The sequence below is a fragment of the Acidobacteriota bacterium genome (genome assembly GCA_009838525.1).
GTDB lineage: Bacteria > Acidobacteriota > Vicinamibacteria > Vicinamibacterales > UBA8438 > VXRJ01.
The window spans coordinates 16272-36503 of record VXRJ01000018.1 but is presented as its reverse complement, the minus strand read 5'-3'; the positions used below and the strand labels follow the sequence as shown (position 1 = coordinate 36503).

The 20232-nt window shown below is 69.0% G+C and carries 19 protein-coding genes; 15 read left to right on the top strand and 4 right to left on the bottom strand.

All coding sequences use genetic code 11. From position 1 onward, the window contains the following. Positions 1-11: 11 nt before the first annotated feature. From F4Y45_06000 to F4Y45_05980, 5 genes are all read left to right on the top strand, one after another. Positions 12-2957 carry a S9 family peptidase gene (locus tag F4Y45_06000; GenBank protein ID MXY24060.1) on the top strand — a complete coding sequence of 982 codons (2946 nt, stop codon included), beginning with the start codon at positions 12-14 and terminating at the stop codon, positions 2955-2957. A 59-nt stretch (positions 2958-3016) separates the two neighbouring features. Continuing rightward, the gene (locus F4Y45_05995) at positions 3017-4483 is read left to right on the top strand and encodes an amidohydrolase family protein (GenBank protein MXY24059.1); all 1467 of its coding nucleotides are present in this window, start codon (positions 3017-3019) and stop codon (positions 4481-4483) included. A gap of 142 nt (positions 4484-4625) precedes the next feature. Then, complete coding sequence (locus F4Y45_05990) at positions 4626-5813, top strand: ATP-binding protein (GenBank protein ID MXY24058.1); 1188 nt, start codon at positions 4626-4628, stop codon at positions 5811-5813. A gap of 48 nt (positions 5814-5861) precedes the next feature. Continuing rightward, positions 5862-6362: a DUF4440 domain-containing protein gene (locus F4Y45_05985; protein MXY24057.1), complete on the top strand. Its 501-nt coding sequence runs from the start codon at positions 5862-5864 to the stop codon at positions 6360-6362. Between the two features lie 24 nt (positions 6363-6386). Further along, positions 6387-7394, top strand: coding sequence for a cyclase family protein (locus tag F4Y45_05980; GenBank protein MXY24056.1), 1008 nt, complete (start codon positions 6387-6389; stop codon positions 7392-7394). Here the strand turns inward: F4Y45_05980 and F4Y45_05975 are convergent. After that, positions 7391-8650 (bottom strand): valine--pyruvate transaminase, encoded by a 1260-nt coding sequence (locus F4Y45_05975; protein MXY24055.1) that lies wholly within the window; start codon positions 8648-8650, stop codon positions 7391-7393. The genes F4Y45_05980 and F4Y45_05975 overlap by 4 nt on opposite strands. Positions 8651-8743: 93 nt before the next feature. Between F4Y45_05975 and pcaH the strand changes: the two genes are divergently transcribed. The 5 genes from pcaH (at position 8744) to F4Y45_05950 (ending at position 13421) form a co-directional block, all read left to right on the top strand. Then, on the top strand, positions 8744-9451 hold the full coding sequence (gene pcaH / locus F4Y45_05970; protein MXY24054.1) for a protocatechuate 3,4-dioxygenase subunit beta: 708 nt from the start codon (positions 8744-8746) through the stop codon (positions 9449-9451). 59 nt (positions 9452-9510) lie between these two features. Further along, on the top strand, positions 9511-10071 hold the full coding sequence (gene pcaG / locus F4Y45_05965) for a protocatechuate 3,4-dioxygenase subunit alpha (protein ID MXY24053.1): 561 nt from the start codon (positions 9511-9513) through the stop codon (positions 10069-10071). Continuing rightward, positions 10064-11425 carry a 3-carboxy-cis,cis-muconate cycloisomerase gene (gene pcaB, locus F4Y45_05960; GenBank protein ID MXY24052.1) on the top strand — a complete coding sequence of 454 codons (1362 nt, stop codon included), beginning with the start codon at positions 10064-10066 and terminating at the stop codon, positions 11423-11425. The genes pcaG and pcaB overlap by 8 nt, the downstream gene beginning before the upstream one ends. A 65-nt stretch (positions 11426-11490) precedes the next feature. Further along, positions 11491-11880 (top strand): gamma-carboxymuconolactone decarboxylase, encoded by a 390-nt coding sequence (locus F4Y45_05955; GenBank protein MXY24051.1) that lies wholly within the window; start codon positions 11491-11493, stop codon positions 11878-11880. Next, entirely contained in the window at positions 11877-13421 is a 1545-nt protein-coding gene (locus F4Y45_05950; protein MXY24050.1) for a DASS family sodium-coupled anion symporter, read from the top strand. The genes F4Y45_05955 and F4Y45_05950 overlap by 4 nt, the downstream gene beginning before the upstream one ends. 50 nt (positions 13422-13471) lie before the next feature. On the opposite strand, the gene F4Y45_05945 is transcribed toward F4Y45_05950, so the two are convergent. Next, positions 13472-13840, bottom strand: a complete 369-nt coding sequence (locus F4Y45_05945; GenBank protein MXY24049.1) for a helix-turn-helix transcriptional regulator — start codon at positions 13838-13840, stop codon at positions 13472-13474. Positions 13841-13978: 138 nt separating this feature from the next. On the opposite strand from F4Y45_05945, the gene F4Y45_05940 reads away from it, so the two are divergent. Together F4Y45_05940 and F4Y45_05935 are read left to right on the top strand one after the other, a co-directional pair. Then, on the top strand, positions 13979-15202 hold the full coding sequence (locus tag F4Y45_05940; GenBank protein MXY24048.1) for an ATP-binding protein: 1224 nt from the start codon (positions 13979-13981) through the stop codon (positions 15200-15202). 4 nt (positions 15203-15206) lie between these two features. Beyond that, positions 15207-16136 carry an alpha/beta hydrolase gene (locus F4Y45_05935; protein MXY24047.1) on the top strand — a complete coding sequence of 310 codons (930 nt, stop codon included), beginning with the start codon at positions 15207-15209 and terminating at the stop codon, positions 16134-16136. Positions 16137-16170: 34 nt separating this feature from the next. Here F4Y45_05935 and F4Y45_05930 read toward each other — a convergent pair whose 3' ends face one another. Together F4Y45_05930 and F4Y45_05925 are read right to left on the bottom strand one after the other, a co-directional pair. Then, positions 16171-16374 carry a hypothetical protein gene (locus F4Y45_05930; protein ID MXY24046.1) on the bottom strand — a complete coding sequence of 68 codons (204 nt, stop codon included), beginning with the start codon at positions 16372-16374 and terminating at the stop codon, positions 16171-16173. A gap of 4 nt (positions 16375-16378) precedes the next feature. After that, positions 16379-16603, bottom strand: coding sequence for a ribbon-helix-helix protein, CopG family (locus F4Y45_05925; protein ID MXY24045.1), 225 nt, complete (start codon positions 16601-16603; stop codon positions 16379-16381). Between the two features lie 380 nt (positions 16604-16983). Here F4Y45_05925 and F4Y45_05920 point away from each other — a divergent pair, with 380 nt between their 5' ends. From F4Y45_05920 to F4Y45_05910, 3 genes are read left to right on the top strand one after another with little or no spacing between them, the layout of a single operon-like run. Beyond that, positions 16984-18939 carry a ketoacyl-ACP synthase III gene (locus tag F4Y45_05920; protein ID MXY24044.1) on the top strand — a complete coding sequence of 652 codons (1956 nt, stop codon included), beginning with the start codon at positions 16984-16986 and terminating at the stop codon, positions 18937-18939. Between the two features lie 26 nt (positions 18940-18965). Next, entirely contained in the window at positions 18966-19706 is a 741-nt protein-coding gene (locus tag F4Y45_05915; GenBank protein ID MXY24043.1) for a beta-ketoacyl-ACP reductase, read from the top strand. Between the two features lie 23 nt (positions 19707-19729). Continuing rightward, positions 19730-20089 carry a helix-turn-helix transcriptional regulator gene (locus F4Y45_05910; GenBank protein ID MXY24042.1) on the top strand — a complete coding sequence of 120 codons (360 nt, stop codon included), beginning with the start codon at positions 19730-19732 and terminating at the stop codon, positions 20087-20089. Positions 20090-20232: the final 143 nt, after the last annotated feature.

Here is a 20232-nt window from a genome sequence, read left to right as displayed (position 1 = left end):
GAGACGAAGCGATGAGATACCCAGGCGCACGCACCACCGTTGTTTCCACCATCACACTGGCCCTGCTGCTGGGAGCGGCCGTGCCCGCCGGCGCGCAGCAGCCTGCGCTCGATCATCAGGACGTGCTCCAGTGGAAGACGATCAACGACCCGTCGCTGTCGCCCGACGGCGAATGGCTCGCGTTCGTCCTTACGCCCCTGGAGGGCGACCCCGAGCTCACGCTGAAAGCGACGACCGGGGGCGGACCGGCGCTGACGGTGCGCGGAACGGAGCCGACCTTCACGTCGGACTCGCGTTACCTCGTCTACGCCGTCCCGGCGCCTGAGGCTGAGGTCGACGCGCTCAAGCGGGAAGGCATGGAGGGCGACGACCTGCCGAAGGATGCCCTCGCGGTGGCGGACATCGCGGCGGTGTTTGCCGGAGCCGAGCCCCAGGAAACAGGAGTCCGTGACCTCGGTCCGGTAGAGAGCTACAGGGTCGCGGCGGAAGGAAGCTGGGTCGCCTATTTGCCAGAGGACGACGCCGACTCGGCGGAGTCGGAGGCGCCCAGCGCCGGGGAACCGGCCGCCGCCGAGGAGCCTGCGCCGTCCGCTGCGCCAGCCCCCGAGATCGAAACTGGCGCCGAGGGTTCCGACGACGACAGCGACGCCGACGACGACGCGAAGGAGGACGGCTCCACCCTGGTCCTCCTGAACCTGGCGACAGGCGACGAGACACGCCACGAACTCGTGGCCGACTACCGTTTCGCCGAGGAGGCCGCCGTCTTCGCCTTCACCACCTCCACGGCGGACGGCTCCGGCGACGGGGCCTACGTCGTCCCGCTCGACGATGCGACCCCGCGCGCGGCGCTCGAAGGTGAAGGGCACTACGAACGGCTCGCCCTGTCGAAGGACGGCGCACAGGTCGCCTTCCTCACGGACCGTGACGACGTCGACGCCGATCAGCCCGACTTCACCCTGTATCGCGCGGCGGCGCCGGGCTGGGAGGCCGCGCCGCTCGCCGACTCCGGCACGCCCGGCCTCCCCGACGACTGGTGGGTCAGCGAGCACGGCGACGTCCGCTTCTCGGAGGGGGGCGGCCTGCTCCTCTTCGGAACCGCGCCGCGCCCGACCCCGGAACCCGAAGACGACACGCTGGACGAGGACAAGGTGCGTCTGGACGTCTGGAACTGGAAGGACCCCTACCTGCAACCGATGCAGCTCGTGCAGGCCGACGACGAACGGGAGCGCACCTACGCGGCGGCGGTCCACCTGGACGGCGGCGCGGTGGTGCAGCTCGGCACGCTCGACGTCCCCAACGTCCGGTTCGCCGCCGAACGCGACGCGCCGCAGGCCCTGGGCGTCACCGACCTGCCCTACCGGCAGCTCCTCTCCTGGGACGGGCGCTACAACGACCTTTACGCCATCGACCTGGCCAGCGGAGAGCAGCGACGCATCGCCGAGAAAACGGGCGTCTTCGCCCGCGCCGCCATTTCGCCAGCCGGAACGCACGCGGCGTGGTGGGACGGCGCCGAGCGCCACTGGAAGGTGGCCCGCCTGGACGGTGGCAGCGGCAGCGGCGAGCCGCTGACCGCCAACGCGGCGGTTCCGCACCCCGTCTGGAACGAGCTGGACGACCGCCCCCAAGATCCGCCTCCCTACGGCTCGGCCGGCTGGACCGCGGACGACGGCGCCTTCCTCTTCTATGACCGATTCGACGTCTGGCGCTTCGAGCCGGAGACCGGCCGCACCGTCAATCTCACCGCCGGTGCGGGCCGGGCGGCGGAGATCCGGTTCCGTTACGCGCGGACCGACCCCGAGCTGGACCACATCCCGGAAGGGGAAGCCCTCTGGCAGGCGTTCCACGACACGGAGAAGCAGGGCGGCTTCTATCGCGGCCGCACCGACCGGGAGGCGCCGCCGGCGCAAATCGTCATGGCGGACAAGAGCTTCCGCCTGCGCGGCAAGGCGAAGAAGGCGGACCGCTGGCTCGTCACTCGCGAGGACTTCCGCGAGTTCCCCGACCTCTGGGTGTCCGGCGGAGCCATCACCGACATGCAGCGGATGTCGGACGCCAATCCGCAGCAGGCCGACTACCGGTGGGGCTCAGCGGAGATCGTCGAGTGGACGTCCAACGACGGTGACGAGCTGCAGGGCATGCTGTTCACGCCCGACGGCTTTGATCCCGCGACCCAGTATCCCCTGCTCGTCTACTTCTACGAGCGGATGTCGGACGGGGTCTACACCTGGCGAACGCCCCGGCCCGGCGGTTCATCCGTCGCCGTCCCCTTCTACGTCAGCCGCGGCTATGTCGTCTTCATCCCCGACATCCCCTACGAGCTTGGCTACCCCGGCGAGAGCGCCCTCGACGCGGTCGTCCCCGGCGTGCTCAGCCTCGTCGATCAGGGATTCGTGGCGCGGGACCGGATCGGCGTCCAGGGCCACTCCTGGGGCGGCTACCAGATCGCCTACATGCTCACGAAAACCAACCTCTTCGCGGCGGCCGAGGCGGGCGCGCCCGTCGCCAACATGACCAGCGCCTACGGCGGCATCCGCTGGCAGACCGGCATGAGCCGGATGTTCCAGTACGAGCGGACGCAGAGCCGCATCGGCGCCTCGCTCTGGGAGGCGACCGACACCTACCTGCACAATTCGCCCCTCTTCTACGCCGACAAGATCCGCACGCCGCTCCTCATGATGCACAACGACGACGACGGCGCCGTGCCGTGGTACCAGGGCATCGAGCTGTTCGTCGCTCTCCGCCGCCTGCAACAGCCGGTGTGGATGCTCAACTACAACGGCGAGGGCCACGGCCTCAGCGGCGACGCCAACCGCAAGGACTGGGCCGTCCGCATGCAGCAGTTCTTCGACCACTACCTGCAGGGCGCCCCCGCCCCGGCGTGGATGGAGAAGGGCGTGCCGGCCGTCGACAAGGGCCGGACGCTGGGCCTCGAGCTCGTGGAGCCCCACGCCCGTTGATGCTGACAATCATGCCAATGGCCAGTCTAGACTGAGCTGCGGACTAAGTGGAGGGCGCCATGAACCGCCTGCGCAACGCCGTCGTCATCACCGGACTCGCTACCGCAGCCCTGCTCGCCACGGGTTACCGCACGGTCGCCCCGGTCGTCACTGCCCAAGCCGAACGCGAGCTCATCGTCCGGGGAGGCAACGTCTTCACCGAGGGAAGCCTGCGGGTGGCCGACATCCGCATCGTGGGCGAGACGATCGCCGAGATCGGAACCGGACTCGCGGCGCGCGACGCGAACACACAGGAGATTGACGCCGGCGGCCTGCAGGTGCTGCCGGGCGGCATCGACCCCCACGTGCACATTGGCCGCGTGGACGACTACACGTCCGGCTCGCGCGCGGCGCTGGCCGGCGGGATTACCACCATCTCCAACTTCGGCGGCGTCGCCGAGGGCGAGACGCCGGCCGAGACACTGGCGCGGGCGATGCCGGAGATCCAGGCGCAGACCATCGCCGACATCATCTACCACCCCATCGTCTCCGATCCGGCCAGCGCCACCGCGGAATCGCTGGCGGCGCTGGCCGAGGCGGGCCAAACCACCATCAAGGTGTTCATGGTGCGGCCGACGTTCGACGCCAACGCGCCCGGCTTCCTCACCACGATGCACGCCGCCCGCGAGACGGGCGTGCTGATGATGATGCACTGCGAGGACGCCGCCATCGTGCAGATCACGTCGGAGCGGATGCTCGCCGAGGGACGCGGCTCGCTCCGCTACTTTGCCGACGCCCGACCCGTGGAGGCGGAGGAAGCCGCCACGCTCCGCGCCGTAGCCATGGCGGAGGTGACCGGCGCGCCCGTCTACATCGTGCACCTGTCGTCCGAGCGCGCCCTGCGCGTCGCCGAGGCGGCGCAGCAGCGCGGCCTGCCCGTCTACGTCGAGACCCGCCCCATCTACCTGCACCTGACCCGTGAACGGTTCGAGGGCGACACGCCAGGGCTCTACATCGGCCAGCCGCCGCTCCGCGCACAGAGCGACGTCGACGCCCTCTGGGACGGCATCGCCCGCGGGACCGTCCAGGTGGTGGCCACCGACCACGTCGCCTATACGCGCGAACAGAAGCTCGATCCCTCGCAGAACGTCGTGCAGCACCGGGCCGGCATGAGCAACCTCCAGGTGATGCTGCCGATGCTCTACAGCGACGGCGTGGGCGAGGGGCGCATCTCCCTCGAGCGCTTCGTGGAGGTCACCTCGTCCAACCCCGCCCGCCTGTTCGGGCTCTACCCGCGCAAGGGAACGATCGCCGTCGGGTCCGACGCCGACCTCGTGCTGTGGGATCCCGACGAGACGCGCACCATCCGGAACGAGGACATGTTCTCGGGCAGCGGCTACTCCATTCACGCGGGGCGCGAGGTGACCGGCTGGCCGCAACTCACGATCCGGCGCGGCGAGATCGTCTATCGCGGCGGCGAGATCCTCGGCGCCGCCGGCAGCGGCGAGCTCGTGCCGCGCGAGCCGTGGCGGAACCCGCCACTGTGACTAGGCGCCTCGCGCCGGCTGAGTCCTTCCGGCCGCGGGGCGGGCCCAAGTCTATCTGCTCACGCTAGCCGACGGCCCGAGGGTATCCTCCGAGCCATTTCGACCGTGCGTGTACATTGAACTTTAGATATTCAATGTACACATGATCGCGAGACAGCTCCAACCAATACTCCGCTCCGCCGCGCGCCAGGTGCCGGTCGTAGTCCTGAGCGGCCCGCGGCAATCCGGCAAGACCACGCTGGCCCGCGCCGCGCTTCCGCGCCACACTTACATCTCACTTGCGGATCCGGACGTCCGCTCCTTCGCCCACGAGGATCCGAGTGGCTTCCTCAAGCAGTTCCGCCGCAACGTCCTGATTGACGACTTCCACCACGGCGTTCAACTCCTCTCACATGTGCAGGCACTCGTCGAACGCGATGAGCGGCCCGGACGTTTTGTCCTCATCGGCTCGGGGAACTACTTGCCGTCACGAGCTGCCCAGATGCCCAGTGACCGCTACACGGTCCTGCACCTGTTCCCTTTCTCCTTCTCCGAGTTGGCGTCGCGTCCCGCCGTCGACCTCTCCGTCCTCGGCCGGCGGCCGCCCCCGAGCAGGCCTCCCGAGGAGGCGGACCTGATGGAAACGCTGTTCCGAGGCTTCTACCCCAGGATTCACGACAGGCAGCTCGATGCGCGGTCCTGGCTGCGCAACTACCTGCGGAACTTCGTCGAACGCGATCTCAGTCGGCACGTCCACGTGGCCGAGGTGGACACGTTCCTCCTGTTCCTCCGCATGTGCGCGGGCCGCAACGGCCAGTTGCTCAATCTCAGCAGCCTGGCGAGCGATGCCGGCGTCACGCACACGACAGTGCGAAGGTGGCTGTTCGCCCTCGAAGTCAACTGTCTTGTCGTCCTGCTCCGCCCGCATCAGCGCAGCTTCAACAAGCGACTCATCAAGTCGCCGAAGCTGTACTTCCTCGACACCGGCCTGCTCTGCGTCCTGCTTCGCATCCGGACGCCCGAGGAGCTTCGCACGCACGCTGCCCGGGGCGTGGTATTCGAGAGCTACGTGCTGTCCGAACTGCTCAAGGCGCGACTGCATCACGGCAAAGAGCCCGACATCTACTTCTGGCGCGACTCGGCCGGTCATGAAATCGACTTCCTCATCGACGATGGCGAGAGACTGACCCCGATTGAGGCGAGGTCCGGGCAGACCATTGCCGGCGGCTTCTTCACCGGTCTGGAGTTCTGGCGAAAACTCTCCCGAACCCGGGAAGCCGTGCTCGTCTACGGCGGCGACCGATCGTTCCGGCGCCTGGGCTCCACCGTGTACCGGTGGTCGGACATCTAGCCGGAACACCGCACGTGGGGCGGTCCGGATGATGGTAGGCTGCCGGAGATGAACAAACCGTCCCGTCGCCTGCTTCCGGCCCTCGTTGCGGTAGCGGCCGCAGCGGGGGTCGTGGCCGCCGCGTGCGCACCCGCCTCGCCGGATCCGCAGGAGGATCTGCGCGCCATCGAGGCGCTCAACCAGCACGACGTCGATGCCGTGCTGTCCGGCGACTTCGACGCACTGATCTCCCAGTGGACCGAGGACTTCGTCGTGATTACCGGCGGCGCCATCGTGCGCGGGCGCGACGCCAACGCCGCCCTGACGGAAGGCGCGCGGGCGACGGCGCACCTGCTCGAGCCGGTCGAACACGATCTGGACTTCGAGGAGACGATTGTCGCCGGCGACTACGCGTTCCAGTGGGGCACGGTCCGATCGAGCTCCCGGGCGATCGAGACCGGAGAGGTGTATTCGAGTAGCGGCAAGCTGCTGCGGATCCTGCAGCGCCAGCCCGACGGGTCGTGGAAGATGCACCGGGCGATGACGGTGCCGGACGCGAGCAACGAGTAGGTGGACACACGAGCGGGGGAAATCATGAAGACATGGTGGACTGGCGCGATCGTCGTCGGCGCCCTGGCGGCTGCTATTGCGATGGCGGGACAGCCTCCGGCGTCGGCGCAGCAATCATCGGAACCGCCTCTCGTGAGCCAGGAGCAGTTCGACCGCTGGCTCACCGAGTTGTCCAACTGGGGCCGCTTCGGTCCGGACGACGAGCTGGGCATGGCGAACCTGATCACGCCGGCCAAGCGCGCGGAGGCGGCGCGGCTGGTCACGGAAGGGTTCGCGGTATCGCTGGCGTCGAACGCGCAGAACTACGAGACCGCCGACGTGCCGTGCCCGGTCGAATGGCAGATGGTCCGCGCTACGCGCACGGGGGCCAGCGACCAGATCGCGTACCCCTGCATCCACGGTCCCGGCACCACGCACCTGGATGCGTTCGCCCACGTCTTCTTCGACGGCAAGATGTGGAACGGCTACGACGTCGACGGGCTGGTCACGATGGACGAGGGCGCCAAGAAGAACTCCATCATGGCGGTGAAGGATGGCCTCGTGACGCGCGGCGTCCTGTATGACATCCCGCGCCTGAAAGGCGTGCCGTGGCTGGAGCCGGGGACGCGTATCACGGTCGAGGATCTGGAGGCCTGGGAGGAGATGTCCGGCGTCCGCGCCGGCCCCGGCGACGCGTTCTTGATTCGCTGGGGACGCTGGGCCCGCCAGGACGCCCTCGGCCCGTTCGACACGGGGCGCGAGGCGGCGGGTCTCGACAACAACGTCATCCCGTGGCTGAAGGAGCGCGACGTCGCCATCGCCGGCTGGGAGACGCCCGGCTACGCCCCGCAGCCCGATGGCGACCTGCCCCGCACCGCGCTCCACAACTTCGCGCTGACCATCCTCGGCATCCAGTTGCTGGATCGGGCGGACTTCCAGGACCTCGCCAACGCCGCGGCGGAGCGCAACCGCTGGGAGTTCATGATCACCATCGCGCCGCTGCGGATTCCGAACGGCACCGGATCGCCGGTCAACCCGATAGCGATGTTTTAGCCGTCGTAGGCGCGCCGCACCTCGTCCGCGATGATGTCGATCCCGCGCTCCGTGCGTCCCCAGTCGTCGGCGAAGCTGATGCGGACGCACTCGCGCTTGTGCAGCCAGTCGTCGTCCTCGAGCCCCGGGAAGAAATAGTGGCCGGAGACGACGATGACGTCGCGCTGCTTGAGCCGTTCGTAGAGCTCGGCGTTGGTGATGGGCAGCCCCGGCATCCAGAGCCAGAGGAAGAAGGCGCCCTCCGGCGTGTGGATGCGCGCCGGATAGCCGCGCAGGCCGTCGCGGAGCCGGTCGAGGGCGCGCGTGGCGCGGCCGGCGTAGTGCGGCCGGATGACGTCGCGGACCAGCGGCATCAGCTCGCCGCTCCGGATCAGCTCGGCGCCGAATGCGGGGCCGAGCCGCCCCGGCGATAGACAGTACATGGCGGTGGCGGCGGCCAGCGCCTCGATGATCTCCTCGTTCGCGATCACGATGCCGGTGCGGAAGCCGGGCAGCCCGAGCTTCGACAGGCTCATGCAGACGACCGTGTTCTCGTTCCAGACCGGCGTCGACTCGCCGAACACGATGCCGGGAAACGGCGCGCCGTAGGCGGTGTCGAGAATCAGCGGCACGTCGCGGGCGCGGGCGATGGCGCCGAGCTCCTCGACCTCCGCGTCAGTGATCACGTTTCCCGTCGGGTTGGTCGGGCGCGACACGCAAATCGCGCCGATGTCCTCCACCCCGTCGAGCCCCGCCAGGTCCACCCCGTACTTGAAGAGCTGATCGTCGAGCTCATGGATGATCGAGTGCCGCGCCGTGAACAGCCCCGGGACGAGACCCAGGTCCGCGTAGCCGATGTACTCCGGCGCGAGCGGCAGCAGGATGCGCCGCGGCGGGCGGCCGTCGCCCATCGGCCCGGCCAGCAGGGTGAACAGCGGCAGAAAGGCGGACTGGCTGCCGTTGGTCAGGGCGATGTTGCGCTCGCTGATGTCCCAGCCGAGCTCGCGCCGGAGGAAACCGGCGAGGACGCGGGCGAAGTCGCGGTCGCCGTCGGGGCCGCCGTAGAGGCCGATGGCCCGTTCGAACGACCCCTCCCGTTGCAGCAGGGCCTCCATCTGGCGGCGGAACAGTGCTTCGGCGGCAGGGATCAGACTGGGACTGCCGCCGCCAAGGTTCATCAGCGAGCCGCCGGCCTCCGCGGCGTCGCCGAGATCCTTCATCAGCGACAGCGGACCCGTGTCGCTCGTCAGCCGCCGCCCGTACGCCGAAATGTCCATTTCCGCTAACGATAGTACGACCGGGGACCCCTCCCGGCAACGTGCGGGCCCGACTGAAGTCCGCTACGATTGTCGCGCGCCGTGGCGTCCCAGATTCTCCCGTATCGCCGACCGCCGGCCGACGCCCATCCCCCGAACGACGTGCCGGACTACCGGTCCACCGGGCTGCGCCACCCCGCCCGGCCGCTCGTGGTGATTCCGCAGACGCTGTCGGAGCTGACGGGCCCGGTCTACGGCTACGGGGACGGTGCGGTCGGGCCGCACGACGCCGACCTGACCCGCCAGCACGCCGGCGAGCCCCTCGGCGAACGCATCGTCATCGGCGGCCGCGTTCTGGACGAAGACGCCCGGCCGGTGGCGGATACCCTGGTAGAAGTCTGGCAGGCGAACGCCGCCGGCCGCTACGCCCACGCCCTCGACACCCACGACGCCCCGCTCGATCCGAACTTCAGCGGCGCCGGCCGGTTGCTCACGGACGCGGACGGTCGGTTCCACTTCACGACCATCCGGCCCGGCGCATACCCCTGGGGGAACCACGACAACGCCTGGCGCCCCGCGCACGTGCACTTCTCCGTCTTCGGGCGCAGCTTCCTGACGCGCCTCGTGACCCAGATGTACTTCCCCGGCGACCCGCTGTTGGCCTTCGATCCCATCTTCAACGCGGTCCCCACCGAGCGTGGCCGCCAGCGGATGGTGGCGGCCTTCGATCTCGACGTGACGGAGGCGGGGCGCGCCCTCGGCTACCGTTTCGACATCGTCCTGCGCGGCCGGGACGCGACCCCGATGGAGGGACCGGCGTGAGCCCCGGCAGGGCGACCGCGCGCCGGATGGAGACCGAGCGGTAGACCGGCGCCAGCGCCATGCTCGCCCTCACCCCCTTCCAGACCGTCGGCCCCTTCTTCGCGATCCTCGTCCCCGAGCAGGGGCGCCTGACGCTGGCGGGCGCCGACGTTCCCGGCGAGCGCATCGTCATCGAGGCGACGGTCCACGACGGCGCGAGCCAGCCGGTGCCCGATGCCCTCATCGAGATCTGGCAGGCAAACGCGGCAGGCTGCTACAACCATCCGGACGACGCCCGCTGCACGGGACCGGACCCCGCGTTCGGCGGGTTCGGGCGCGTGCGTACGGACGGTGCGGGCGGCTTTTCCCTGAAGACCATCAAGCCGGGGCCCGTGCCCGGACCCGACGGCCAGCCCCAGGCGCCGCATCTACTGGTGGGACTCTTCGCGCGCGGGCTGCTCTCGCGCCTCGTCACGCGGATCTACTTCTCCGACGAGCCGGCGAACGGCGACGACCCGATCCTGGCCGCGGTGGCGCCGGACCGCCGGCCGACGCTGGTCGCGGCGCGTCGGGACGACGGGCGCTACACGCACACGATCACGCTCCAGGGACCGGGAGAAACGGTGTTCTTCGATGTCTGACCGCGCCACACGCCTCCACGCTCGCGTCCTGCACAACGCGGACACCGCGGAGTGCTTCTCCGGGCGCGCCCAGCTCCAGGCGATGCTGGACGTCGAGGCGGCCCTGACGGCGGCGCAGGCCGACGCCGGCGTGGCGCCGGCAAGCTGCGTGGCGCCCATTCAGGCGGCGGCCCGCGCCGAGCTGTACGACCTGGACGTTCTCAAGGCCGAGGCGACGGAGACCGGCAATCCGGTCATTCCGGTGGTGCGGCATCTGACCGCGCGGGTGGCGAAATCCGACGCGGACGCGGCGCGCTACGTCCACTGGGGGGCGACCAGCCAGGACATCCTGGATACCGGCCTGCTGCTCCAGCTCCGGGCGGCGGTTCCGGGCGCCATCGACCACTTGGCGCAGGGCGTGCGCGCCGCCGCCGCCCACGCCCACCGCCACCGCGACGCCACGATGGCCGGCCGCACGTGGCTGCAGCAAGCAACGCCGGTGACGTTCGGGCTCAAGGCGGCGGGTTGGGCCGACGCTATGGACCGGTCCCGGCGCCGCTTGCAGTCCGCCCTCGACGACGCGCTCGTTCTCCAGTTCGGCGGCGCCACCGGCACGCTGGCGTCGCTCGGATCCCAGGGCCTCGCCGTCACCGAGCGGCTGGCCGCCCGGCTCGACCTGCCCGTGCCGGACATCCCCTGGCACGCCCACCGCGACCGGTTCGCACAGCTCGCCTCCGCCCTCGGCATCGCGGCCGGCACGTGCGGGAAGATCGGACGCGACATCGCCCTGCTCGCTCAGACCGAGGTCGGCGAGGCGTCCGAGGCGACGGCGCCGGGACGCGGCGGATCGTCGACGATGCCGCAGAAGCAGAACCCGGTCGCGTCCTCCGTCGCCCTCGCCGCCGCCGGTCGCGCGCCGGGGCTGGTCGCCACCCTGCTCGGCGCGATGATCCAGGAACACGAGCGCGGACTCGGCGGCTGGCAGGTCGAGTGGGATACCCTGCCCGACCTCGTGATCTGCGCGACCAGCGGAACCCGGGCGGCCGCCGACGCGCTGGACGGCCTTCAGGTCGACACGGATCGCATGCGCGCCAACGCGGAGGCGTCCGGCGGCTTGCTGCTGGCCGAGTCCATCGCCATGACGCTGGCGAAGTCCGTCGGCAAGCACGAGGCGCACGCCTGTATCGCCGCCGCCTGCCGGCGCGCGGCGGCCGAGGGACGCCCGTTCGCCGACGTGCTCGGCGACGATCCGCTCGTCACGCAGCATCTCGACCGAGCGGAAATCGCCCGGCGGCTGTCGCCGGACAACTACCTTGGCGCGACCCGCGACTATATCGACCGCGTGCTCGCACGAGTCGCCGCATCCGACGCATGACGATGCACATCTCCCCGCCGCCTTCAACGCGGCAGTCATCGAGTTCCTGACAGACTGAGGCAGCAATGGACGAAAAGCAGCGGCACGCGGCAGGCACGGCCATCCGACGGAAGATTCTGGGCGACGCCTACGTGGACCGGGCCGTCGCCGACACGACCGACGTCACGGCGGAGATTCAGGACCTGATCACGCGCTACGCGTGGGGCGAGATCTGGACGCGGCCGGGATTGGACCACCGCACGCGCCGCATCCTGGTAATCGGGACGCAGATCGCCCTCCGGCAGTGGGACCAGTACCGCATCCACGTGCGGGCGGCGCTCACCGAGGGCGGGTTCACGATGGACGACGTCAACGAGATCGTCCTCCAGCAGGCGATCTACTGCGGCGCGCCCGCCGCCCTCACCGCCGTCAACATCGCCCGCCAACTGCGGGACGAAATCGAGGGCCGTTCATGACCTCCGACGACGTACCCGCAGGTACGCCGGATGCCGGCCCGGAGGCCGGCGGACCGAGGCCCCACACAGGTGCGCCGGCCTCCAGGCCGGCATCTCCCGGTGCGCCGGCGTCCGGGCCGGCATCCACCAACACCCCCGGCCTCATCGGCGCCGCCGCACTCACCGCCTTCATCCTCATCCTCCCGACGCCCGACGGCATGCCCCCGGAGGCGCACCGGCTCGCCGCGCTGTTCGCCGGCATCCTCGTGCTGTGGGCCACCGAGGCGCTGCCGATCGCCGTCACCGCCCTGCTCGCCGTCGCCCTGCAGCCCATCTTCGGGCTCACGTCGCTCGTCACCGGCCGGCCGCCCACCCCCGGCGCCATCTTCGGCGCGGCCGCCGCCAACTTCATGAGCAGCGTCTTCTTCTTCGTGCTCGTGATGTTCGCCATCGCCCACGCCTGGGTGAAGACCGGCCTCGCCCGCCGCTTCGCGCTGTGGCTCATCGCGCGGGCCGGCACCGACGCCACGCGCGCCGTCTACGTCTTCATGATCGGCACCGGCGCCATCTCGATGGTGATCTCCGACGTGCCCGCCGCCGCCATCTTCATGGCCATCGCGGTCGGCATCCTCGACAAGCTGGGGCTGCGGCCCGGATCGCGCTTCGGCCGGGCGGTGATGCTCGGGATCCCGATCGCGGCCCTCATCGGCGGCGTCGGCACGCCGGCCGGCAGCTCCATCAACCTGCTCGGCCTGGTCATGATCGAGCAGGCGGGCGGCGAGCGCGTTCCCTTCCTCCACTGGATGGCGATCGGCATCCCGATGGTGGCCATCCTGCTGCCGGTGGCGGCCTGGGTGCTGGTGAAGTTCTTTCCGCCGGAGATCGCGTCCATCGGCGATCTCGAGGAGATTCACGACGAGCGACGCCGCCTGGGCCCGGTCAGCCGCGACGAATGGAAGGTGGTCGTGATCATGAGCGCCATGCTCACCCTCTGGATCGCGAGCACGTGGCTGCCCGTGTTCGACACCTTCCTCGTGGCCGTCGTCGGCGCGGTGGCGATGTTCCTCCCCGGCATCGGCCTGTTCACCTGGAAGGAGATTCAGAGGGTCACCGGCTGGGACACGCTGATGGTCATCGGCGGCGTCACGTCGCTCGGCCAGGCGTCGTCGCAGACCGGTCTCGCCACCTGGCTCGCCGAATCCGCCCTCGGCGGCCTCGCCGACTGGAACGCCGTCGCCCTCATCGCCGCCATCAGCGCCTTCACCGTCGTCATCCACCTCATGCTGCCCATCGCGCCGGTCATCAACGCCGTCATGATCCCGCCCATCATGGTCCTCGGCGCCGCGGCGGGCGTGAACCCGGCCCTCTACGCGCTGCCCGTCATCTTCACCGCCTCCTGCGCCTTCCTGCTGCCGCTCGACGCCGTGCCCCTCGTCACCTACAGCCGGGGCTACTATCGGATGTTCGACATGCTGCCGGCGGGGCTTGTCATCAGCGCCGTGTGGGTGGTCTTGATGACGGCGCTACTGATCGTCGTCGGCCCACTGGTGGGATTGTTGTAGCAGCCTGCCGACCGACCGGCAGGATCGACCCGAAGCTAGGCGTTTGACAGTCACACGAGATCATCCAACGACACGCCAAGGGCTGTCGCGAGACTCTTGAGCGCCTTCACGGAGCCGGGCTTTGCTCCACGCTCGATGGCCGAGAGATAGGAACTCGGGATTCCTGCCTTAGCGGCCAGGGCGCGCGCCGTCATGCTCCGGTGCGTACGCCAGGCGCGCACAGGATGTTCTCCTTCGGCTATGCGCCGTACGAGGTCCGCGGGCGCCCAGATCTGGTCGGGGTCATCGAGGACGCGCCGGATGACGGCGAGGTCGGCAGCGTCTTCGTCCGCGGCGGCGCGCAACTGCTCGTATTCTTCGCGGCGGATCACGACGTAGTCCTCGCCCGCGAGGGTCAGGGTCTGCGGCGTAGGGCTCATCGGTAAGCCTCCCCGCGTGACAGTATCGCTGATCGAGCACGTCGGACTTCGTCTCTCCATCCCCGCCGACCAACGCGGCCTGCAGTCTGCCGCTTCCACCGTGACAATTTAGCGGCGCTGCCTTAAAATTGTCTGACCATGTGGGTTCCGCGCACGCTGGCCCCGGAGTTGCGGCGCCTGGCGGATTCGTTTCAGGTCGTCGTACTGACCGGCCCCCGGCAGGTAGGCAAGACGACGCTGCTGGAGCGCTCGTTTCCCACGCATCGGTTCGTGGCGCTCGACGCGGGCCAGAACGCCGAAACTGCGGAGACTCGTCCGGGGGAGTTCCTCGACGCGCACGCTCCGCCGGTGATACTCGACGAGATTCAGTACGCGCCTCGACTGCTCCGCGACATCAAGGCCCGCGTCGACCGGCGCCGCGAGCCCGGGCAATACCTGCTGACCGGCTCGCAGACTTTCCCGTTGATGCAGTCGGTTTCCGAGAGTCTCGCGGGTCGTGCGGCCGTGGTGCCGCTACTCGGCCTCTCGGCGGATGAATGGCTGTCGGTTCCGGAGCTGGCCGCGGCGCATGTTCCGTCGGAGTTCCTGTGGCGCGGCAGCTATCCCGGCCTCTGGGCGCCCGACGACAGCGCGCCGACTCGCGACCGGTGGTATCAGGGCTATGTCGCGACGTACCTGGAGCGCGATGTCCGCAACCTGCTCAATGTTGCGCGGCTGCGCGACTTCGAGCGTTTCCTGCGGGCGTGCGCCGTGCGCACCGGCCAACTTCTGAACATGTCGGAGCTCGGACGCGACGTCGGCGTCTCGGCCACGACCGCGCGCGAGTGGATCAGCGTGCTGCTGACCTCCGGCCAGATCGTGCTGCTGGAGCCCTATCATCGCTCCCTCGGCAAGCGCCTGGTCAAGAGCCCGAAGCTCTATTTCGCGGACACCGGACTGGCTGCCTGGCTGGCCGGATTCCAGTCCGCCGGCGCCCTCCTCCATTCGCCGGCCATCGGCGCGTTCTGGGAAAACCACGTGGTGGGTCAGTGGATCCGCTATCGCGACTGGCACGCGCCGGCCGTGCAGCTCTGGTTCTGGCAGGATCGAACCGGCCGCGAGGTCGACCTGCTGATCGAAACCGACCAGCGGCTCGTGCCGGTGGAGTGCAAGTGGAAGGAGCGTCCGGATCCCGGCGACGCAGCAGGCATCCGGCGCCTGCGCGCGTTCTATGGCGACGCGGTCGCGGAAGGCTTCATCGCCTGCACGACCGCGACCGCCTTCCAGGTGACGCCGGGCGTAACCGCCGTGCCCGGATGGCGACTGCGCCCAGCGTCTTCCGGCGACCTGGCGGAGGTGATGACGGCGACGTTCACACCTTGAAACGATGGCTGGGTTCATCCTTCCCGAATATTCCGCAACCCTCGACGTCGTGATGGACGATGGCGCGCCGATTCGCGTCGTGCGCCACGGCAACCCGTCAGGACCACGTGTCGTGCTGAGCCACGGCAACGGCTTCGCGAGCGATTCCTACTTCCCGTTCTGGCGACATATGCTCGAGCGGTTCGACCTTGCCCTGTACGACGTCCGCAACTGCGGGCGCAACCCCTTTCACGCGGGCGAGGCTCACGACTATCCCCACTTCGTGCGTGACATGGCGCGCGTGCACAGCGCGATCGCGGAAGCATGGGGCGAGAAGACCACGATCGGCGTCTTCCATTCGATGACGGCGTTCGCAGCCCTGCTGGCGATCATCGACGGCGTCTGGCACTGGGACGCGCTGGTATTGTTCGACCCGCCGCTGGTCCCGCCTGAGGGCGACCCGCACCGCGGCCCGCTGATGGCCGACGGCGAGACGCTGCGCGCCGCCGCCCTGGCCCGCCAGAACCGGTTCCGGGACCCCGAGGAACTTGCCGAGGTGTACCGTTGGCTGCCCCTGTTCCGTCGCCTGCGGCCAGGAGTGGCGGAACTCAATGCACGCTCGGTGTTGCACTTCGATCCCGCCAGCGGAGAATGGCTGCTCGGTTGCCCTGGCGCGGTCGAGGCGGACCTCTATACCGACATCGCCGACCTGGCAATATGGCGACAGCCCAACCCGTCGGGGCGCCCGCTCCTGATCGTCGGCGCCGACCCAGCGCCGAAGGACGCGCCGAAGACCGCGCCATGTTGCAGGCTATTCTGCGAGACGTTCGGCATCGACTACGCCTTTGTGCCCGATACGAGCCACCTCCTGCAGCTCGAGGAGCCGGAACAGTGCTTCGCTCTGTTCGACGCTTTCCTCGCCGACAACGAGGTCGCCACAGGAAAGAGCCCATAGCGCGCTTGAGCGTACGTCGCGATCCGCCGCATCGTCACCGCGACGCCTTCTCCCCGTCTTCCTCGCACGAGGCGAGGTACTCATCGATAGACCGTTGAAACTCGCGCCGAATCCCGTCAACGTCGGTCGCTTCGAACGTCGCAATGGGATACGGACCGCTGTTGACTACCCGCCCGTGAAGCAGACCGACGGAATCGTCGAACTCGACCGCAGCCACGTAGCCCTTGTACTCCATCATGGTCTCACCTGTACAGCTCTTCACGGTTGGCGATGTCGACCAACTCCTTCCCACCTTGCCAAGACGGCAACGGAGGTAGTTGCTCCGGCAGATTCTGGCCGGCCACTTGGGCGCCCAGCACACGACGGAGGCCTGCCTCCACCAGAGCCGACATCGTTGTTCCTCGCCGCGCTGCCTCTTCGCGCAGTCGTCGCATGACGGAATCATCGATGTTGAAGGTGGTCTTCATATGGAAAACCGTATCACCTCCAGCAGGGAGAAGGGACGAACCGAGGTTGCCCTATGGATCTTGATGTGGGCGCTCTCCACAATTGCCTCCATCGAGAGACTTCCAGAAGCGGTATTCCGACACTCCCTTGTTCCTGTACGGGGTGCCAAACCGGGACGGCTCCTCACCGTGTTAACAAAAATTAACACTGGCTGCACGCACACGAACGGCCTAACGGCCTATACTGAATGCGCCCGGTAGCGCGGTGACCGACACCAGCTAGCGCGGCGCCGACAGTCTCGTCATCGCTCGCCCGACGATCCCAGGTCGGGCCCGTCCCACTCTCGCGCCCGCAGAGTCGCGGCGGCAAACCACGGTCAGGGCACCGGAGATAGAACAGGATGAAACCGTTCGTCGTGAACTCGCACCGGCGGCTCGTCTTTCCGTCCAACTTCTTTCCGGAGCCGGATTTCTCGTCCATCGACACCATCGACGACCTCGCCGCCATCGTTCGGCGCGACTTCGAAGCCAAGGCGCCGACCGGGTCGGACATCGCGGCGCGCGCGGAATCGGGCGGGTACGCCAATCGGTACGAGCTGCTGCGCGATCTGGGCCTGCACCTGTTCTGGATGAACCGCTACGTGATCACGATGTACGAGAAGCGGCCGACCCGCTGGCGGGACGTGGCCCGGCGACGCAACGACATCTTCCTCCCCGCGCTGACCCCGTGGGAGGACGGCCCGCGCAAGGTGGCGGCGGTCGAGTCCTGCTACCCCCACCTTCCCGCCACGTGGTCGGCCGATGTCGAGGACGAGCTGTACCGCATGCTCTTCGACGTGTTCCGCCACAAGCGGCACCATGCGACCGACCTTCCCGCCATCAAGCCGACCGTCGCCGAGGCGGTCGCCGGCGGCTCCCAGCTCGTGTACCGGCTCGGATCGTTCGATCCGGACTATCCCCGGTTCAGCCTGGACGACATCCTCGACTGCCACGAGAGCGTGCCGGAGCTCGAGGCCCTGCGGCGCTGGGCGATGACCCTGCACAACCAGTATCCGTGGGACCGTTCCGACACCGGGCTGGTCCCGGTGGGCGGGCTGAAGGACGATGACGTCGTGGTCATCTACCACCCCCGCACGCCCGACGTGCTGGACTTCATTCGACGCGTGAAGAACGGCGCTCGGCGGCGTCCCACTCCGCCTCCGGCCCGCCCGCCGCGACAGCCGGCCGCGCCGCTCCCCGCCGTGCAGGTCCGGTCGCAGTTCGCGGTGCAGCCGCGCATCGAGGCCCTCGCCGTGCGCCGCGGCGAGATCCTGTGCACCAACGACGACATCGTCCGCAACTCGGCCTCGAGCTGGTCGCCCATGAGCGCGGCGCAGATCGCCGCCAAGACCGGCATCGAGAGCCGGTGCTATACCGAGGGCGGCCTCGAGAACCTCGCCCTCGACGCGGCGGTGAGCGCGCTGGATCGGGCCGGCCGCTCCCCGGAGGAGATCGGGGCGGTCCTCTTCTGCACCTGCACGAACCCCCGCCTGCTGCCCTCGGCCGCCACCTGGCTGTCCGGGCAGCTCGGCATGTTCCAGACCCACACGTCGGTCGACCTCGTCGCGGCCTGCGCCGGCTTTCCCTACGGCCTCGCGGACGCCGTTCGCATCATGCAGGAAGTCGAGCGTCCGATCCTGCTCGTCTGCGCCGAGAAGTTCTCCGACAAGGTGGGCAGCGTGCGCACGTCGCGCATGATCTTCGGCGACGCGGCGGCCGGACTGGTCGTCGCCCCGGCCGAAGCGGGCGCGCCCGGCGATGTGGACGTGCTGCAGACCTACGCCAGCGGCCCCGTCAGCCAGGTGAACTCCATCATCTGGCCCAACACCGAGTTCGGCTGCGACATCACCGTCTACGGCCCGGAGGTCAGGGCGCTGGTGAGCCGCTACCTCGACCAGATGATCGAGGAGCTGCAGGCCCTGCCCCATCCCGACGGCCGGCCGGGAACCCTCATCGAGGCCATCGACCTGATCGTCCCGCACCAGGCCAACAAGCGGATGGTGATCGACCTGGCCGAGCAGGCGGGCATCGGCCGCGACCGGATGTACTTCAACATCGCCCGGGTCGGCAACACGTCGGCGGCCAGCATTCCGCTGGCGATCCACGATGCGGTGCGCGACGGCGTCATCTCGGCCCCGACCCGCGTGTTCACGCCCGGTTTCGGGGCCGGTGCGGTGGCCGGTTACGCCGTGCTGCGCATCGATCCGGCCGTCGTCGCCGAGGAACAAACCGCGCCGCCGGAGTCGGACCGCACCCTGTCGCCGGCGCTACCCCACATCTCCACGTCCACCGAAGTCGGCGCGGCCCTGGCAAGTTGACCGGGGCCGGCCGGAGAGGAAAACCAATGTTTGCAGGAAAGGTCGCCGTCGTCACCGGAGGATGCCGCGGGATCGGCGCCGCCATCACGAAATCACTGGCCGAGTCCGGCGCCCACGTGGCGGCCGGCTACAACCGGGGGTCGGACGCGGCGGAAGAACTCGCGGCCGGCCTGCGCGCGGAAGGCCGCTCCATCTCGCTGCACCAGGGCAACGTCGCCGAGCCCGAGGCGTGCCAGCGGGTGGTCCAGGAAGTGCTCGACGAGCACGGGCGTATCGACTTCCTGGTCAACAACGCGGGCATCAACGTCGACAAGACGGTGCGCCGGATGACCGTCGAGAACTGGCACGCCGTGCTCCGCGTGAACCTGTCCGGCGCGTTCTACATGACCAAGGCGGTGCTCGACCACATGGTCGAGCGCCAGTTCGGCCGCATCGTCAACATCAGCTCCGTCATCGGCCAGAGCGGCAATATCGGGCAGGCGAACTACGCCGCGTCGAAGTCCGGCCAGTTCGGCTTCACCAAGAGCCTCGCGCTGGAGGTGGCCCGCAAGGGGATCACCGTCAACTGCGTCGCCCCCGGGTTCATCGAAACCGAGATGGTCGCCTCGATCCCCGCGCCGGTCCTCGACACGATTATCGGCCGCATCCCGGTGGGCCGCCTGGGGCAGGCTGACGAAGTGGCCCGTTGCGTGCGGTTCCTGCTCGAAGACGAGGCGGGGTACATTACCGGCACCGTCGTGGCCGTCAACGGCGGCCTGGAGATGTAGGCGGAGCGCCAGACCACAGACGCATGACCGTCAAGCGACCCGGCCCCGACACCGGCCTCGGCGAGTTCATCCGCCGCCAGCGCGAGCTGGGGCATCTGTCCGTCCGCCAACTCGCCGACGCCTGCGGCATCTCGAACGCCTATCTCAGCCAGATCGAGCGCGGTTATCGGAACCCCAGCAGCTTCGTCCTCAAGGCGCTCGCCGACGGCCTGGAGATGTCCGCCGAGACGCTCTACGCCCAGGCCGGCATCATCGATCCGACCGAAGGCGAGGCGGGCGACGTCATCGAGGCGATACGCCACGATCCCTACCTGTCGGCCCGCCAGCGCGAAGTGCTCGTCGAGATGTACGAGTCGTTCCGCAAGTTGAACGACGCCGACTGAACCCGGGGTCAGCGCGCCGTTTGCGACCACGGTCCCGAGAGCGCTTGCAAAAGTAAACACTTCTTGTTACCATCCGCACAGTTCGAAGAAATAGCCGCTCTCGCGGCCGTCAACGCGGCGAATCCGCACGCCTTCCGAGGCGC

Excerpts from the sequence above, each read along its gene's own strand:
- F4Y45_05985 (MXY24057.1), top strand. The coding sequence starts at position 5,862 with ATGAACAAACCGTCCCGTCGCCTGCTTCCGGCCCTCGTTGCGGTAGCG.
- F4Y45_05990 (MXY24058.1), top strand. The coding sequence starts at position 4,626 with ATGATCGCGAGACAGCTCCAACCAATACTCCGCTCCGCCGCGCGCCAG.
- pcaB (MXY24052.1), top strand. The coding sequence starts at position 10,064 with ATGTCTGACCGCGCCACACGCCTCCACGCTCGCGTCCTGCACAACGCG.
- F4Y45_05930 (MXY24046.1), bottom strand. The coding sequence starts at position 16,374 with ATGATGGAGTACAAGGGCTACGTGGCTGCGGTCGAGTTCGACGATTCC.
- F4Y45_05975 (MXY24055.1), bottom strand. The coding sequence starts at position 8,650 with ATGGACATTTCGGCGTACGGGCGGCGGCTGACGAGCGACACGGGTCCG.
- F4Y45_05950 (MXY24050.1), top strand. The coding sequence starts at position 11,877 with ATGACCTCCGACGACGTACCCGCAGGTACGCCGGATGCCGGCCCGGAG.
- F4Y45_05935 (MXY24047.1), top strand. The coding sequence starts at position 15,207 with ATGGCTGGGTTCATCCTTCCCGAATATTCCGCAACCCTCGACGTCGTG.
- F4Y45_06000 (MXY24060.1), top strand. The coding sequence starts at position 12 with ATGAGATACCCAGGCGCACGCACCACCGTTGTTTCCACCATCACACTG.
- F4Y45_05980 (MXY24056.1), top strand. The coding sequence starts at position 6,387 with ATGAAGACATGGTGGACTGGCGCGATCGTCGTCGGCGCCCTGGCGGCT.
- F4Y45_05945 (MXY24049.1), bottom strand. The coding sequence starts at position 13,840 with ATGAGCCCTACGCCGCAGACCCTGACCCTCGCGGGCGAGGACTACGTC.
- F4Y45_05995 (MXY24059.1), top strand. The coding sequence starts at position 3,017 with ATGAACCGCCTGCGCAACGCCGTCGTCATCACCGGACTCGCTACCGCA.
- F4Y45_05915 (MXY24043.1), top strand. The coding sequence starts at position 18,966 with ATGTTTGCAGGAAAGGTCGCCGTCGTCACCGGAGGATGCCGCGGGATC.
- pcaG (MXY24053.1), top strand. The coding sequence starts at position 9,511 with ATGCTCGCCCTCACCCCCTTCCAGACCGTCGGCCCCTTCTTCGCGATC.
- F4Y45_05920 (MXY24044.1), top strand. The coding sequence starts at position 16,984 with ATGAAACCGTTCGTCGTGAACTCGCACCGGCGGCTCGTCTTTCCGTCC.
- F4Y45_05925 (MXY24045.1), bottom strand. The coding sequence starts at position 16,603 with ATGAAGACCACCTTCAACATCGATGATTCCGTCATGCGACGACTGCGC.
- F4Y45_05910 (MXY24042.1), top strand. The coding sequence starts at position 19,730 with ATGACCGTCAAGCGACCCGGCCCCGACACCGGCCTCGGCGAGTTCATC.
- F4Y45_05940 (MXY24048.1), top strand. The coding sequence starts at position 13,979 with ATGTGGGTTCCGCGCACGCTGGCCCCGGAGTTGCGGCGCCTGGCGGAT.
- F4Y45_05955 (MXY24051.1), top strand. The coding sequence starts at position 11,491 with ATGGACGAAAAGCAGCGGCACGCGGCAGGCACGGCCATCCGACGGAAG.